General features: G+C 63.3%; 14 protein-coding genes. 8 read left to right on the top strand and 6 right to left on the bottom strand.

From position 1 onward, the window contains the following. The first annotated feature begins 82 nt into the window (after positions 1–82). Both PQV96_RS16000 and PQV96_RS15995 read left to right on the top strand, forming a co-directional pair. A complete protein-coding gene (locus PQV96_RS16000) occupies positions 83–1,642 on the top strand; it encodes a methyl-accepting chemotaxis protein (RefSeq protein WP_207375604.1) in 1,560 nt (519 codons plus the stop codon). A 238-nt stretch (positions 1,643–1,880) separates the two neighbouring features. Beyond that, on the top strand, positions 1,881–3,443 hold the full coding sequence (locus tag PQV96_RS15995; RefSeq protein ID WP_273623534.1) for a methyl-accepting chemotaxis protein: 1,563 nt from the start codon (positions 1,881–1,883) through the stop codon (positions 3,441–3,443). A 6-nt stretch (positions 3,444–3,449) separates the two neighbouring features. On the opposite strand, the gene queF is transcribed toward PQV96_RS15995, so the two are convergent. The 4 genes from queF to PQV96_RS15975 all read right to left on the bottom strand — a co-directional run bounded on the left by queF (position 3,450) and on the right by PQV96_RS15975 (position 9,417). Beyond that, positions 3,450–4,298, bottom strand: coding sequence for an NADPH-dependent 7-cyano-7-deazaguanine reductase QueF (gene queF, locus PQV96_RS15990; RefSeq protein ID WP_273623533.1), 849 nt, complete (start codon positions 4,296–4,298; stop codon positions 3,450–3,452). Positions 4,299–4,359: 61 nt separating this feature from the next. Next, on the bottom strand, positions 4,360–5,256 hold the full coding sequence (locus PQV96_RS15985; RefSeq protein WP_207373459.1) for a 2OG-Fe(II) oxygenase: 897 nt from the start codon (positions 5,254–5,256) through the stop codon (positions 4,360–4,362). 45 nt (positions 5,257–5,301) lie between these two features. Further along, the gene (gene yaaA / locus PQV96_RS15980) at positions 5,302–6,078 is read right to left on the bottom strand and encodes a peroxide stress protein YaaA (protein ID WP_207373460.1); all 777 of its coding nucleotides are present in this window, start codon (positions 6,076–6,078) and stop codon (positions 5,302–5,304) included. A 282-nt stretch (positions 6,079–6,360) separates the two neighbouring features. Further along, entirely contained in the window at positions 6,361–9,417 is a 3,057-nt protein-coding gene (locus PQV96_RS15975; protein WP_207373461.1) for an Rne/Rng family ribonuclease, read from the bottom strand. Between the two features lie 582 nt (positions 9,418–9,999). Here PQV96_RS15975 and PQV96_RS15970 point away from each other — a divergent pair. The 4 genes from PQV96_RS15970 (at position 10,000) to PQV96_RS15955 (ending at position 13,261) form a co-directional block, all read left to right on the top strand. Continuing rightward, positions 10,000–11,010, top strand: a complete 1,011-nt coding sequence (locus PQV96_RS15970; RefSeq protein ID WP_207373462.1) for an RluA family pseudouridine synthase — start codon at positions 10,000–10,002, stop codon at positions 11,008–11,010. Positions 11,011–11,021: 11 nt separating this feature from the next. After that, positions 11,022–11,693, top strand: a complete 672-nt coding sequence (locus PQV96_RS15965) for an HAD family hydrolase (RefSeq protein ID WP_207373516.1) — start codon at positions 11,022–11,024, stop codon at positions 11,691–11,693. A gap of 43 nt (positions 11,694–11,736) precedes the next feature. Next, complete coding sequence (locus PQV96_RS15960; protein ID WP_207373463.1) at positions 11,737–12,105, top strand: Rieske (2Fe-2S) protein; 369 nt, start codon at positions 11,737–11,739, stop codon at positions 12,103–12,105. A gap of 88 nt (positions 12,106–12,193) precedes the next feature. Then, the gene (locus tag PQV96_RS15955; RefSeq protein ID WP_207373464.1) at positions 12,194–13,261 is read left to right on the top strand and encodes a S49 family peptidase; all 1,068 of its coding nucleotides are present in this window, start codon (positions 12,194–12,196) and stop codon (positions 13,259–13,261) included. 93 nt (positions 13,262–13,354) lie between these two features. Here PQV96_RS15955 and PQV96_RS15950 read toward each other — a convergent pair whose 3' ends face one another. Continuing rightward, positions 13,355–14,179 carry an SAM-dependent methyltransferase gene (locus tag PQV96_RS15950; RefSeq protein ID WP_066696459.1) on the bottom strand — a complete coding sequence of 275 codons (825 nt, stop codon included), beginning with the start codon at positions 14,177–14,179 and terminating at the stop codon, positions 13,355–13,357. Further along, positions 14,176–14,775, bottom strand: coding sequence for a Maf family nucleotide pyrophosphatase (locus PQV96_RS15945; protein ID WP_273623532.1), 600 nt, complete (start codon positions 14,773–14,775; stop codon positions 14,176–14,178). Before PQV96_RS15945 ends, PQV96_RS15950 begins: the two co-directional genes overlap by 4 nt. Positions 14,776–14,800: 25 nt before the next feature. Between PQV96_RS15945 and PQV96_RS15940 the strand changes: the two genes are divergently transcribed. Both PQV96_RS15940 and rpmF read left to right on the top strand, forming a co-directional pair. Continuing rightward, entirely contained in the window at positions 14,801–15,352 is a 552-nt protein-coding gene (locus tag PQV96_RS15940; protein WP_273623531.1) for a YceD family protein, read from the top strand. A 101-nt stretch (positions 15,353–15,453) separates the two neighbouring features. Then, complete coding sequence (gene rpmF / locus PQV96_RS15935; RefSeq protein ID WP_044397881.1) at positions 15,454–15,636, top strand: 50S ribosomal protein L32; 183 nt, start codon at positions 15,454–15,456, stop codon at positions 15,634–15,636. Positions 15,637–15,664 lie beyond the last annotated feature (28 nt).

Raw genomic sequence — 15,664 nt, 5'->3', positions numbered from 1 at the left:
TGCGCAAAAAGGGTGAGCTTCAGCGGTGGGTGCGAGTCCATCCGTTGCCAACGTCCAGCCACCCAACCCAAGGGAAAACCGCATGCGCATCAACCTGCCAGTCACGCAACAAAACTACGATTACCCGGGTGAAGAGTTGTTGGTCTCCAGTACCAACACCAAGGGCGAAATTACGCACTGCAACCAGGCTTTCGTGCGCGTGAGTGGCTATGGTGTGGAGGAGTTGATCGGCCAGCCCCATAACATCATTCGCCACCCCGACATGCCTGCCGAGGCCTACCGCGACATGTGGCGCACCATTGGGCGGGGCGAGCCCTGGACGGGGCTGGTGAAGAACCGCCGCAAGAACGGTGACCACTACTGGGTCCGTGCCAACGTCACGCCCATCATGGAAGGCGGCAAGCCGCGTGGCTATATGTCGGTGCGCACCAAGCCCAGCGCGCAGGAATGTGCGGCCGCTGAAGCGCTTTACGCACAAATGCGGGCGGAGGCGGCTGCCGGGCGCGCCAGCCTGCAATTGCAAGCCGGCGTGCTTCAGCGCACGGGCTGGCGCGGCATGGTGCAGCGCGTGGCGCAGTTGACGCTCATGCAGCGCATGGCCTTGATGCTGTTGTGCATGGCGCTGGTGGCCCTGGTGCCCGATGCGCTCGGAATGCAGGGCAAGGCGGCTGTGCTGGTGCGCGGAGTGTTGCTTGTGCTGGGCGGCGCGGTAGTGCTGTGGCGTTTTCAGGCGGTGGTGGGGCGCGGCATTGCCGAGGCGAGCCGCTTCGGGGCCGACTTATCTGGCTGCAACCTCACTTCGACCGTGAGCACAGACTTCCCCCAACCCCTGCAGAGCCTGATGCAGCGCTTGCAGCAAACGCAAGTCAACCTGCGGGCCGTGGTGGGCGATGTGCGCACCGGGGTGCGCCACTTCACCGAAGCGGCTGCGGAAATCGCACAGGGCAGCCACGACCTGTCTGCACGCACTGAGTCGCAGGCCAGCAGCCTGGAGCAAACCGCCGCATCGATGGAGCAGCTGGCCAGCACCGTGCGGCAGACGGCTGACACTGCCGCCAAGGTGTCTCAGGAAAGTGAGCGGGGCAGCCAGGTGGCGGCCAGCGGCGGCCGGGCCGTCCAGGAGCTGGGTGCTGCCATGCGCGAGATGCAGCAGTCCTCGGCCAAGATCAATGAAATCGTCGGGTTGATTGAAGGCATTGCCTTCCAGACCAACCTGCTGGCGCTCAACGCTGCGGTAGAGGCCGCGCGCGCCGGCGAACAGGGGCGAGGCTTTGCCGTGGTGGCGGGCGAGGTGCGTGCCCTGGCCCAGCGCAGCGCGGGCGCTGCCAAGGAAATCAGCGCCTTGGTGAATGCCACCGTCAACCAGATTGCCAGCGGCGCCAAGCGGATGGACCACACGGCCGCCACCATCGGCAGCGTGGTGGATGCCGTGCAGCGTGTGAGCTCGCTGGTGCAACAGATCAGCTCGGCCACCAAGGAGCAGTCGATTGGCATCGCACAGGTGAATGAGGCCGTCACCCAGCTGGACACCGTGACCCAGCAAAACGCAGCGCTGGTGGAGGAGTCCACCGCTTCTGCCCAAGACCTCAAAAGCAGCGCCCATACGCTGGGGCTGTCGGTGGATGTTTTTAAGATGCCTTGAGTCCGAATCTTTAACGGATTGTTGCCAGCTAGCGCAAAGCCCTGTTGATGGCAAAGCCTTGCCGCCGCGCGATGTTTTCTTCGCGCAACGTTGGCGTGGCAGTCGGTTGAGGCAGGTCAAATGCCTGGTGACGGAGGTCAAATCCGTCATGCGGGTGCGGGTGTTCTCTGGCACCTTGGCGGGTTGTTGCATCTGCTAACAAACACAGTTAGCGGGGCATTTTTTGACCTCGCCCACCATGCGTACCAACCTGCCTGTCTCTCACAAAGAGTATTTTTTCCCCGAGTCCCAATTGCTGGTGTCCACCACCGATGCGCGCGGACACATCACCCATTGCAACACAGCTTTTGCGGAGGTGAGTGGCTACAGCTACGACGAGCTGATGGGCCAGCCCCACAACCTGATTCGCCACCCGGACATGCCGCCGGAGGCGTTCAAGGACATGTGGGCCACGATTGGGCGCGGTCGGCCGTGGTCGGGCATCGTGAAAAACCGCCGCGCCAATGGCGACCACTACTGGGTGGAGGCGAACGTCACGCCCATAATCGATAACGGCAAGCCCGTGGGCTACATGTCAGTGCGCTTTCGGCCCACCCGTGAACAAGTGGCTGCGGCCGAGGCGCTGTACGCCAAGGTGGCGCAGGAGCGCGCCAGCGGCCACCACACCTTCAAGCTGCACGCGGGGCGGGTGCGCCCCCTGGGCTGGCGCGACACCTTCGGGCCGCTGCACCGGCTGTCCCTCACCCAGCGGCTGGCATTGGGCCTGGTGGGTGTACTGGCGGCAGGGGCGGCGCCTGTAGCGCTGGGCATGACGGGGTGGGCCGCCATGGCGGCGCAGTGGGGTTGCTCTGCCGTGGCTGCAGGGGGCTTGCTGGCCTGGTTCTACCGCAGCGTGGCCTGCGTGATCAACCAGGTGGATGATTTTTCCGCTGCGCTGGCGGCGTGCAACCTCAAGTCCACCATGATCAAGCCTCACCCGCATGTGCTGGCGTCTTTGGTGCGCAACGTGTGGCAGGTGCAGGTCAATTTGCGCGCCGTGATTGGGGATGTGCGCGCGGAGGTGGGCGTGTTCTCGCAGGCCACGGCACGCATCTCGGCCAGCGCGCAAGACCTGGCCGCCCGCACCGAAGACCAGGCCAGCAGCCTGCAGGAAACCGCTGCCTCGATGGAGCAACTGGCCAGCACCGTGCAGCAGACCGCCGATGCCGCCCGCCAGATTGCCGCGCAGAGCCAGCAAAGCAGCGACATTGCCCAACAAGGCAGCACCGCAGTCGGCAGCGCCAACGCGTCCATGCAGGCGATCGAGGCTTCGTCGCGGCGCATGGAAGACATCATTGGCATCATCGAAAGCATTGCCTTCCAGACCAACATCCTGGCCCTGAATGCCGCGGTGGAAGCCGCGCGTGCAGGCGAGCAGGGGCGGGGTTTTGCTGTGGTGGCTTCGGAGGTGCGCGAGCTGGCCCAGCGCAGTGCGCAGGCGGCCCGCGAAATTCACCAGCTCATCAGCGAATCGTCCGAGCAGGTCAGCAGTGGTGCGGGTTATGCCGCTCAGGCGCAGGCCACCATTGCCAGTGTGGAGCGCTCGGTGAAGCAAGTCACCAGCCTGATGTCGCAGATCACCAGCGCCACGGGCGAGCAGTCTATGGGCATTGGCCAGGTCAATGATGCGGTGAACCGGCTCGACAGCGTGACGCAGCAAAACGCCAACATGGTGGACCAGACAGCCGCCGAGGTTGGCGTGCTCAGCGAGCGCACCAAGACGCTATCGCGTGCGGTGCAGGTCTTTCACATGAGCGCCTGAGGGCAGTTACTGCCGCGCCGTGCGCACATTGGCCGGCAGTGCCTGTGGGTGGCTGGTGCGCAGCGGGTTGATGTCCAGCCCGCCGCGGCGCGTGTAGCGGGCGTACACCATCAGCTTGATGGGTTTGCAGCGCGTCCACAGGTCCATGAAGATGCGTTCCACACACTGCTCGTGGAATTCGTTGTGGTTGCGAAAGCTCACGATGTATTGCAGCAGGCCTTCCTGGTCGATCTGGGGGCCGGTGTAGCGAATCTGCACGCTGCCCCAGTCGGGCTGGCCGGTCACCAGGCAGTTGCTTTTGAGCAGGTTGCTGGTCAGCACCTCGGTCACCGGGGCTTCGTCAAACTGGGCTTTGAGCAGATCGGGCGCAGGCTGGTAGCGGGTGCATTCCACGTCCAGGCGGTCCAGGCTCAGGCCGTCCAGTTCGTGCACGGGTTCCTGGTCAAACAGCTCGGGTGCAATCAGCTTGACCCCCACCGTGGCGGGGTGGGGCGCGCCGCGCCACACGGCTTCGCTGATGTCGGCACGCAGGCGGGACTGCACCTCGCTGGCATCGCCAAAGCGGGTGTTGTTGAAGCTGTTGAGGTAGAGCTTGAACGACTTGCTCTCAACGATGTTGGGCGACTCGCACGGGATGGTGAAGTGCACCAGCGCCACCTGGGGCTTGCCGCGCAGGTTGAGCCAAGACACCTCAAACGCCGTCCACAGATCGGCCCCGAAGAAGGGTGGGACATCGGCAATGCCGATCTCGGCCCGCTTGTCTGCGCGTGGGATGGGAAAGAGCAGCGTCGGGTCGTACTGGTCGGTGTAGTCCGAGGCTTTGCCCAGCTGGGATTGTTCGGGAGTATTGGTCATTTGCTATAAAAATAGTAGCTGCTTGCGCTTATTAATCAAGCGCTAGGGCGTGATTTGATGCTTATTTGAACTCGCGTTCGCGCAGCCACTTGGTGGCGATCCACTTCTCGCCCGCAATCACCGGTGCGCCGCCGTGCAGCGTCTGGGTGGAGGGGTGGGGCCGCTCGTAGCTGAAGAACACCGCGTTGCCCCGCTGGGGCGCCACTTCCAGGAACACATCGGGAAAGGTGGTACCGCCGCCTTTTTCGGGGGTGTTAAGGTACATCACCAGCGTGCCCACGCGCTGCCCGCCGCGCTTGACGATGGTGGGCGTGCCGGGTTCGTGGGGGTCAAAGTAGTCGTAATGCGGCTTGTATTCGGCGCCAGGGCGGTAGTGCAGCACCTGCAGGCCTTCGCCGTTTTCAATGGGCCATTGCAGCAGCTTGGCAATGCGCTCTTCAATGGTCTGAACCAAAGCGCTTTCGCCGCGCTGGAAGAACATGCCGTCGCTGGTGCGGTCGTCGTTCACTTCTTCGCCGCCGGTCTGCGTGGCCACGGTGAGCGAACGGGCCATGCGCGGGCGTGCGGCGGCAATCAGGGCATCGCATTCCTCGGGCGAGAGGAAGTTGCCAAACACCACCACGCGGGGTTTGGCCAGTTGCATCAGCACCTGCACCTGGCGGTCGCCTGCGTTCAGCAGGGCGGGGGAATCGCCCAGCAGTGGCTCTGGCACAGGCACCGCACTGGGTTCGCCCTTTTGCACGGCCAGCTCGTTCAGGTGCTCCTGCAGCGTGGTCTCCATGGCGTCGGCGGCCACGTCTTCGTCCCAGCCCGCGTCGCGCATGGATTGCAGCACCACCGGGGCCGAAAAGCCCGCCTGGGCCTGCTCGATGATCCAGCGGCGCAGCTCTGGCGTGATGGACTGGGCCGAAGGCTTGCGGGTGCTGGTGGCGGTTTGCTGGGCGGGAGACAGGGCCATGTTCAAAACCTCAAACGTGTGCAGGTGTGGACAGAGGGGAAGACATCAGTCGGGCTTGCGCCGGAATACCAGGCGCTCGGGCTCAGATGCTAGCTTGTCATACGCATAGCCTTCCAGGTCAAAGCCTTCGAGGTCGTGCGGCGTGGTGACCCGGCGGGTGATGGCATAGCGCGCCATCAGCCCCCGCGCGCGCTTGGCGTGGAAGCTGATGATCTTGTAGGCGCCGCCTTTCCAGTCTTCAAACACGCATTCAATGACACGCGCCTTGAGAGCCTTGCGGTCTACCGCCTTGAAGTATTCCTGCGAGGCCAGGTTCACGATCACGGGCGTGGTGTCCGAGCGCAGCTGGGTGTTGAGGTACTCGGCAATCTGGCTTCCCCAGTACTGGTACAGGGTGTTGCCCGCCGTGGTGGCCAGCCGCGTACCCATTTCCAGGCGGTAGGGCTGCATACGGTCCAGCGGCCGCAGCACGCCGTACAGGCCGCTCAAAATGGCGATGTGGCGCTGGGCCCACTCCAGGTCTTCCGCGCTCAGGCTGCGGGCCTGCAGGCCTTCGTACACGTCACCATTGAAAGCCAGCACTGCCTGGCGCGAGTTGCTGGCCGTGAATTGCGGCTTCCATACCTGGTAACGGGCTACGTTCAGTGCCGCGAGCGTGTCGCTCAAGGCCATGAGGGAGGCGATCTCCTGCACAGACTTTTCGCGCAGCACCTCGATCAAGGCGGTGGACTGGGGCACAAACTGCGGCCGGGTGTGCGGCAGGCTCTCAGGCACAGGGGTGTCGTAGTCCAGCGATTTGGCGGGGGACAGCAGAAACAGCATGGGGGTGTCTAATTAGAAAAGCGGCGGGGTTGCACGGTGGCGTTGAACACTCGTCAGTGCGTCGCGCGGGGCGGCTCTATTTTGAGCGATGCACTCAGGCACTGCCCCTGGGTGCACCAGAGGCCCTGACCATCAATGCGAATTGCCACTATGGTCAGCTCGTGCGGTTCAGTGCAAGGCACCTGGTTTGCCAAGGTTGTGTTCGCGCCACCAATAAAGCACAAAGGCGGCCAGGGCCGCCTTTGTGGATGGCCCCAGCGGGGCACACACTCACTTCTGCTGTCAGGCAGATGGTGTCTGCTCAAACGGAAGCGTCATGGCGGCCAGGTCGCGGCGGGTTTCCACCAGCACCAGCGGGCCTTCATCCAGCACCACCACGGGGGGGCGTTCGCGTGGCACGTGCACGGGCTTGGGTTCTGCCGCAATCGCAGCTTGCACGGCAGCGATCTTCTCGCTGTCGGAATTCACCCACTGCAGGCCAGAGGCTGCGGCCACTGCCTGCAGGGCTTCCACCGGCAGCGTGAAGGGTTGCACGCGGGGCATGCCTGCGGGTGCAGCTTCAGGGGCTGCCGCTACAGGCTTTGCCACCGGAGCCGGCACCACGGGGGCGGGTTGCGCCACAGGTTGTGCAGCCACCGGCGCTTCAACCGGTGCTGCCACCGGTGCAGGCGCCTGCTCGGCCGCTGCAGCAGCTACCGGTGCCGGGGCTTCTGCGGCGGGCGCTGCAAAGTAGCTGCGACGTGGGGCTTCGTCCTGTACCACCTCGGCTGCTGGCGCAGCGACTGCGTTGTCTTGCGGTGCCACGTCTGCGTTGGTGTCGGCGCCCTCGCGTGGAGCACGTTCGCCACGCTCGCGTCGGTCGCGGCCGTAACGGTCGCGTGAACGTCGTTCACGGCGCTCTTCGGTGGCAGGTGCGGCCGTTTGCACCGTGACTTCGTTACCGGTCAGGTCCAGATCGGGCAGCGATGCCATGGGCGATGTGTCTGCAAAGTCCATGGGGGCGGCATTGCGCTCCTGGCCTTCGCCGTTGCGTGGGCTGCGCTCGCGGCGGCCACCTTCGGCGCGCTCACCACGTTCGCCACGTTCACCGCGCTCACGGCGGGGTGCACGCTCACTGCGTGGCTGGGCCGCGCCATTCGCATCTGGTGCGGCGGCGCTCACGTTGGCCAGTGCTTCTGCGGGTGCGGCGTTGGCATCGCCGTTCAGTGCGGCATTGCTGCGGTTTTCGGCGTCGCGGCGGCCACGGCCATTGCGGCCTTCACGCGCCTCACCGTTGCGGTTTTCACCTTCGGGGCGGCGGTCGCCATCGCGGGGTGCGCGCCCTTCAGTGCCGCGTTCGTTGCGGCGGCCACGGCCTTCGCTGGTGCTGCCTGCGGCGTCACGGTTGCCTTCGCGGGCGGGGTCGCGCGCACCATCGCGGGCGCCATCCCGTCCGCCGCGTCGGCCACGTCCTTCACCGCCTCGGCCATCACGGCGGCCATCGCCGCGCGCATTGCCTTCAGCCGGGGCTGCTGGCGCAGGGGCTGCCACGGGGGCTGGAGCCGGTGCCGCGCCAAAGCCGAACAGGCTCTTGAGCCAGGCGAAGAAGCCCTTCTCTTGCGGCACGGGTGCTGGTGCCGGTGCCGGTGCCGGTGCGGGCGCAGGGGTTGCAGCGGCGCCATTGCGGGCACCCTGGCCGCTGCCATTGCGGGTGGGGCGGGCTGCGCCTTCAGGGCGGGGCTCGGCGACGGGGGCGGGTGCGTCCGGCAGCACGCCCTTGATGACCGGAGTCTGCTTGTTGGTGGGCTCCTGCGAACGGCGTGTCACAGCCGTAGGGTCTTCCACGTCTTCGGCCAGCTTGTAGCTTGCGTCGATATGGTCCAGACGCGGGTCGTCGTGCTTCAAGCGCTCCAGCCGGTAGTTGGGGGTTTCCAGCGTCTTGTTGGGCACCATCAGCACGCTCACGCGCTGCTTGAGTTCGATCTTGGCGATCTCGGTGCGCTTTTCGTTGAGCAGGAACGAGGCCACTTCCACCGGCACCTGGCAGTGCACGGCAGCGGTGTTGTCCTTCATCGACTCTTCCTGAATGATCCGCAGGATCTGCAGGGCCGACGATTCGGTGTCGCGGATATGGCCTGCGCCGCCGCAGCGTGGGCATGGGATGGACGAGCCTTCGGACAGCGCAGGCTTGAGGCGCTGGCGGCTCATTTCCATGAGGCCGAACTTGCTGATGGTGCCGAACTGCACGCGGGCGCGGTCCTGGCGCAGCGCGTCGCGCAGGCGGTTTTCCACTTCGCGGCGGTTCTTCGACTCTTCCATGTCGATAAAGTCGATCACGATCAGGCCGCCCAGGTCGCGCAGGCGCATCTGGCGGGCCACTTCGTCGGCGGCTTCCAGGTTGGTTCGGGTGGCGGTTTCCTCGATGTCGCCGCCCTTGATGGCTCGGGCTGAGTTCACATCCACGGACACCAGCGCTTCGGTGTGGTCGATCACGATGGCGCCACCCGAAGGCAGCTGCACGGTGCGGGCGTAGGCCGATTCGATCTGGTGCTCGATCTGGAAGCGACTGAACAGGGCGGCGTCGTCGCGGTAGCGCTTCACGCGGGCGGCATGCTCGGGCATGACGTGCGCCATGAACTGCTGTGCCTGTTCGTAGATGTCGTCGGTATCGATGAGGATGTCACCGATGTCGTTGTTGAAGTAGTCGCGGATGGCGCGGATGACGAGCGAAGACTCCTGGTAAATCAGGAATGCGCCCTTGCCGCCTTTGGCGGCGCCGTCGATGGCGTTCCATAATTTCAGCAGGTAGTTCAGGTCCCACTGCAGCTCAGGCGCGGTGCGGCCAATGCCCGCGGTGCGGGCAATGATGGACATGCCGTTCGGGTATTCCAGCTGGTCCATCGCCTCCTTGAGCTCGGCGCGGTCCTCGCCCTCGATGCGGCGCGACACGCCACCACCCCGGGGGTTGTTGGGCATCAGCACCACATAGCGGCCCGCCAGGCTGATGAAGGTGGTCAGGGCCGCGCCCTTGTTGCCGCGCTCTTCCTTTTCAACCTGGACCAGCAGTTCCTGGCCTTCCTTGATGACGTCGTTGATGCGCGCCTGGCTGGGCGAGACGCCGGGGGCAAAGTACTGGCGCGAGATTTCCTTGAAGGGCAGGAAGCCGTGGCGGTCTTCGCCGTAATCGACAAAGCAGGCTTCCAGCGAGGGCTCGACGCGGGTGACGACGGCCTTGTAGATGTTGCCCTTGCGCTGTTCGCGCCCTTCAATTTCGATTTCGTAGTCGAGGAGCTTTTGTCCGTCGACGATGGCCAGGCGGCGTTCTTCGGGCTGCGTGGCGTTGATGAGCATCCGCTTCATGATGCGATTCCTTTTCGTTTTTTTGCGAATGGCAGCGGCGCAGCTCAGTTGCTGCAGCGGGCTGCCACCCACAGTTCCAAACCAATGACAAGCTCTACAGGAGCTGTAAATGCCTGGACTGACGGATCGAAACGAAGGGAATTGCCGGGGATGACTCAGGCTGCCGAGGGTGAGCTCAGCACAGGAGGCAAAGGCGCGTGGATGGGGGCGAGTGGGATTGGCGCAGATTTGCTATGCTTTTGATAGCTGCTTGCGCTTGCTGGTAGGGCGCTGGTGGTAATTGGATGCGCATGGCGGGGGGCAAGAGCCGCCGCCATAAAGTCGCCATCCAAGCCATCAACAACCACATGCTCGCTTTGATCCGCCGGCAGACCTGTCCCTGGTAGGGAGCATCTGCCGGTTTGGGGGATTCCGTATCGGTGTTTCAATTTGTCAGCCCGCCGACTGCCGCCCAGGCCATTGCGAGCATCTGGCCCGCAATCTGCGTGTGCGACACCCGCTGGCATCGACCTGCCTGCGCAAGTAGCAAGGCTGAGTGGACTAAACTCCAGACAAATCAACCACTTACAAAACAACGCGCAGGTGAAACACATTATAGGGGGCAAACCACCGCTGGACGGGGCCCCGGCTACCAACCCTCCTGCAGTCCGCTTGGTCGAAGTCGATGAAGATTCCGCTGGCCAGAGGCTCGATAACTTCCTGATACGCCATTTGAAGGGCGTACCCAAGACCCACGTTTACCGCATTATTCGCAGCGGCGAAGTGCGCATCAACAAAGGCCGCGCCAGCGCCGACACCCGCGTCGAGCAGGGCGACATGGTGCGTCTGCCGCCCGTGCGCGTCTCCGACAAGGTGGCCGAGAAGGCCGAGCGCCCAGCGCCGGCGCGCGAGTTTCCGGTTCTTCTGGAAGACGAGCATCTTCTCGCCATCGACAAACCCGCTGGTGTGGCCGTGCACGGGGGCAGTGGCGTGAGCTTTGGCGTGATTGAGCAGTTGCGGCAAGCCCGTCCGCAGGCCAAGCTATTGGAGCTGGTGCACCGGCTGGACCGGGAGACCTCGGGAATCCTGCTGGTGGCCAAGAAAAGGTCAGCGCTGACTCACCTGCAAGACCAGTTTCGCGAGCGGGAAACGGGCAAGACTTACCTGGCGTTGGTCACGGGCCAATGGGCGCCCAGCAACAAGGTCATTGACCTGCCCCTGCACAAATACCTGCAGGCCGACGGTGAGCGCCGCGTGCGCGTCACCACTGCAGACGACCCGGACGGCATGCGCTCCATTACTTTGGTGAAGGTGCGGCAGGCCGTGCCTGCGCGGCCCCTGCAAGGATTGCCCGCCATGACGCTGCTGGAGGTGACCATCAAAACCGGTCGCACCCACCAGATTCGGGTTCACCTCGCCAGCCAGGGGCACCCCATCGTGGGCGACGACAAGTACGGGGACTTTGACCTGAACAAGCGGTTGCAGAAGCTTGGGCTCAAGCGCATGTTTTTGCACGCCTGGCGGTTACAGTTCAGCCACCCCGCCACCGCCGAGCGCATCACCTTGAACGCGCCGCTGCCCTCCGAGTTGGCAGAATTCATTCCCTCCGCTTGATCACACCCGCCATGCCGTCCCCCGCCCGCTCGCGCCGTTTTGACCTGATTGCCTTCGACTGGGATGGCACGCTGTACGACTCTACTGCCATCATCGTGCGCTCTATCCAGGAAGCGGTGCGGGATGTGGGCGGCACCGTGCCTTCTGACAAGGAGGCTGCCTATGTCATTGGCATGGCATTGATTCCAGCGCTGGCACATGCTGCGCCTGATGTGCCGCCAGAAAAATACCAGGAGCTGGGCAACCGCTACCGCTTTCATTACCTGCAGCACCAGAACGACCTGAGCTTGTTTGCCGGGGTGTTGCCCATGCTGAACGACTTGCGCCAGCGCGGCCATCTGCTGGCGGTCGCCACCGGAAAGAGCCGGCGTGGCCTGGACGAGGTGCTGCATTCCGTGGACTTGCGCGGCATGTTCGACGGCTCCCGCACGGCAGACCAGACGGCTGGCAAGCCCCACCCGCTGATGTTGCAGGAGCTGATGGCCGAGTTCGACGTGCCGCCCGAGCGGCTGCTGATGATCGGTGACACCACCCATGACCTGCAAATGGCGCTGAATGCGGGTTGTGCCAGCGTGGGGGTCAGCTACGGCGCCCACGAGCCGGATGCTTTCCATGAGCTCAAGCCGTTGTTTGTTGCGCACTCAGTGGCGCAGTTGCATGGCTGGCTGTTGGAGGAAGCCTGAGCGATGTGGCAGCGCAATATTGGTTTCGCTGCAAAGGGCAATCATGTCTGAGCCTGTGATCGCCCTGTGCGCCAGCGCCGATCTGCAGGAGGGCGGCTTGGCCGTGCCCTTCGATGTGCAATACGGCGGGCAGACCTGCCGGGCTTTTGCCATTCGCTACCAGGGCGTTGCCCATGCGTATCTGAACCGCTGCACCCATGTGGCCATGGAAATGGATTACCAACCCAATCGTTTTTTCGATGATTCCGGGAAATGGTTGTTGTGCGCAACCCACGGTGCTGCGTACGCGCCCGATACGGGGTCGTGTGCTGGCGGCCCGTGCCGTGGCGGTTTGGTGAAAATTCCCCTATCGGAAAGCGATGGCGTAGTGCGCTGGCATACTGCTTACAACCTACAACCCGTGGTGTTGTGATGCGTACTTTGAGTCGTATCTTGATTTCTTTGTCCGCTGTGCTGTCCAGCGCTTTTCCTAGGACTGGTCAGGCAGCGGGAGGCTTTGCATGACTGAACCAAATACCCCTCCATCCCCTACCCCTGGCGGTGCGCCAGATTCGTTGCCTGCGTCTGATCTGTGGGCTGCGCAGGCCACAGCGCCTGCACCCGCCGCGGCGGGCCCCAAAAACGCCCCGGCGGGTGAGCCGGGCTGGGAGCGTGCAGTGCTGGAAAAGCTCGCTATGGCGTCTTTGGCGGAGCAGCGAGCTGCCCGGCGCTGGAAGATCTTCTTCCGGTTCACGTGGCTGCTATTGGTGGGTGCCATTTTCTGGGGAGCGATGCTGCAAGGGTCGCCCAGTGCCAACAAGAGCGCACCGCATACAGCGGTGGTGGACATCAAGGGTGAAATTGCCTCGGGTGCAGAGGCGAGCGCCGAGTTTGTGGTGGCTGCCATGCGCAGTGCCTTCGAAGACGAGGGCTCCAAGGCGGTGGTCTTGCTGATCAACTCCCCAGGGGGCAGCCCGGTGCAGGCGGGCATCATCAATGACGAAATCACCCGCCTCAAGGCCAAGCACAACAAGCCGGTGTACGCGGTGGTGGAAGAAACCTGCGCCTCGGCGGCCTACTACATTGCTGCCGCTGCCGATGAAATCTTCGTGGACAAGGCCAGCATCGTCGGCAGCATTGGTGTCCTCATGGATGGTTTCGGTTTTACCGGCACCATGGAAAAGCTGGGCGTGGAGCGTCGCTTGCTCACGGCCGGGGAAAACAAGGGTTTTCTGGATCCGTTCAGCCCCCAGACTGAGCAGCAGCGCACCTATGCACAAGCCATGCTGAATCAAATCCACCAGCAGTTTATTGCCGTGGTGAAGGCCGGTCGGGGCGACCGACTGAAGACAACGCCTGAAACGTTCAGTGGGCTTTTCTGGACTGGGCAGCAGGCTGTGGAAATGGGCTTGGCAGACAAGTTGGGCAACCTGGACTATGTGGCGCGTGAAGTGGTCAAGGCGGAAGACATCATCGACTACACCCGCCGCGATAACGTGGCCGAGCGTCTGGTCAAACGCTTTGGCGCGGCTATGGGGGCAGGCGCAGCCAAAGCTGCGACTTCTATAGCCGCACCGCAATTGCGTTAAGTGCCGCGGCGCGGGTTTAAAAAAAGCCCCGGCAGCCTCTTTTGTGGGGGCTGCCGGGGCTTTTTTATCAGGGTTGGGTGGGTGTCGCGAGGATTACCGGCCGATGAGGAACACCGTGGGAGTGCGGTTGTCTACAGGGATCTCTCGTTGCCGCCACTGCTTCACGGGCAAGCTACACAGCTTGGCGGATTCCAGCGTGAGCCCTGCGGCCATGGCCAGCCGGGTGTTGGTTTGCAGTGTTTGGGTTAGCGCCTGCCACAGTGCTGCATTGCGATAAGGAGTCTCGATGAACACCTGTGTCTGCCCGGTTTTGAGGGCAAATGACTCCAGCTCGCGGATGCGTTGGGTGCGTTCCTGTCCACTTTGGGGCAGGTAGCCCACAAAGGCGAAGTTTTGTCCGTTCATGCCGCTGGCAGCCAGGGCCAGTAGCAGCGAAACCGGGCCGACCAGCGGAACTACCGGGACTTCCAGGTCGTGGGCAGCCCGCACGATGGAGGAGCCAGGGTCGGCCACTGCGGGCATGCCCGCTTCGCTGACCAGGCCCATATCGTGCCCTTGCAGGGCTGCCGCCAGCAACGGGCGTGCGTCAAACACCGGGGCGCCTTTGTCACCATGGTCTCCCTTTTTGTGAACTTCGCGGGGGAGTTCGGTGATCTGCTGGGCTTGAATGGGGGTGGCTAGCGCCTGGATGGCGTCTACGCGTTTGAGGTACGCGCGGGTGCTTTTGGCGTTTTCGCAGATCCAGTGGCTGAGCTGGGCTGCTTGCCCAATCGTGGCGCGCGGCAGGGCATCTTCCAGCGGCGCTTGCTGTTCGCAGCCAAAGTCGAGCGGTGCGGGCACCAGGAACAGGCGGCCCCGTTTTGGGTCGGAAGAGGCTGTGACCGCAGCGACCGGCGAGGGGGTGGTGGCTTGGCTCATGGCAGCACCAGCCCGGCGGCGCGCAGCATGCGGCACGTGCGAATCAAAGGCAGGCCAATCAAGGCGGTGGGGTCGTCACTCAGGATGGCATCCAGCAGGCTGATGCCCAACCCTTCGCTTTTGGCGCTGCCTGCGCAGTCGTAGGGCTCTTCTGCGCGCAGATACCTTTCAATTTCTGCGGAGCTGAGGGGGCGAAATTTCACCTCCACCGGCGCCAGATCCACCTGTTCAAAACCCGTTTCCGCGCAAACGACAGCAACAGCCGTTTGAAAGATGACAGTTTGACCGCTCATGGCCTGGAGTTGCTGCGTGGCTTTTTCATGGTTGCCCGGCTTGCCCAAGGGGTGCCCCGCCAAATCGGCTACTTGGTCGGATCCAATGACTACGGCGGTGGGGTGGAGTGCTGCGACCGCCCGCGCTTTGGCCAGTGCAAGCCGAAGGGCAAGCTCTTTGGGAGGCTCTCGGTCGTGAGGGGTTTCATCGACTTCGGGGGCGGCCACATCGAAAGGCAGGTTCAGGCGCGACAGCAGTTCGCGCCGATAGCGGGAGGTGGAGCCCAATACCAGAGGGCGTGGCAGGGTGGGGGATTCATGCATGCGCCAATTCTCTTACACTGCCGCCATGACCAAGGAATACTCCCCCGACCGGCTTGACATCAAGGCTTTCGCCCAAGCGGGAGGCCATCTGTCAGGTCATGATTCGCTCCTGAAATATGAGCGCTTGGCGCAAGAGGCCAAAGGCTTGCACCCGGATCTGCTCGTGGACTGGAAAGCGGTTTCCGAAATCCGACCCGAAGCAGGAGGTCCAGGGCAAATCTGGCTTCACCTGTCTGTGCACGCCAGCTTTCCCATGGAATGCCAGCGTTGCCTTACCCCGGTCGATGTCCCGCTGGACGTGGAGCGTTCCTTCCGGTTTGTGGCAGACGAAGCTACGGCCGAAGCTCTGGATGAAGAGTGTGATGAGGATCTGTTGGCTTTGAGCCGAGAGTTCGACTTGCGCGAGCTGATCGAGGACGAACTGCTGATGGCGTTGCCCGTGGTGCCACGCCACGAGGAGTGCCCTACGTCTGTTCCCCTGGCTTCCTCCGACGACGACTTTGAGGTGGCCAACTCAGAAAAACCCAACCCGTTCGCTGCGCTGGCTGCTCTTCGCAAGGACGGAAAAGGGACATAAATTTTTGTTTGGGCTATAATCGAGGGCTTCTCGCGAATCCCCCTCGTGTCTTATTGGGCTGATCGCGTTTTTACCAACCCTATTCAAGACCAGGAGCCATCATGGCAGTTCAGCAAAACAAAAAGTCTCCCTCCAAGCGCGGCATGCACCGTTCGCACAATGCACTGAATGTGCCAGGCACCGCTGTGGAACCCACCACCGGTGAAACACACCTGCGTCACCACATCAGCCCCAACGGTTTCTACCGTGGCCGCCAAGTGCTGAAGAACAAGTCTGAAGCCTGATTTCAGCTGCATTCAAGGCCCGCAACTA

This window comes from Acidovorax temperans (assembly GCF_028596105.1).
Lineage (GTDB): Bacteria > Pseudomonadota > Gammaproteobacteria > Burkholderiales > Burkholderiaceae_C > Acidovorax > Acidovorax temperans.
Note: the sequence above shows the minus strand (reverse complement) of the source record. Positions and strands in the feature narration are given on the sequence as shown.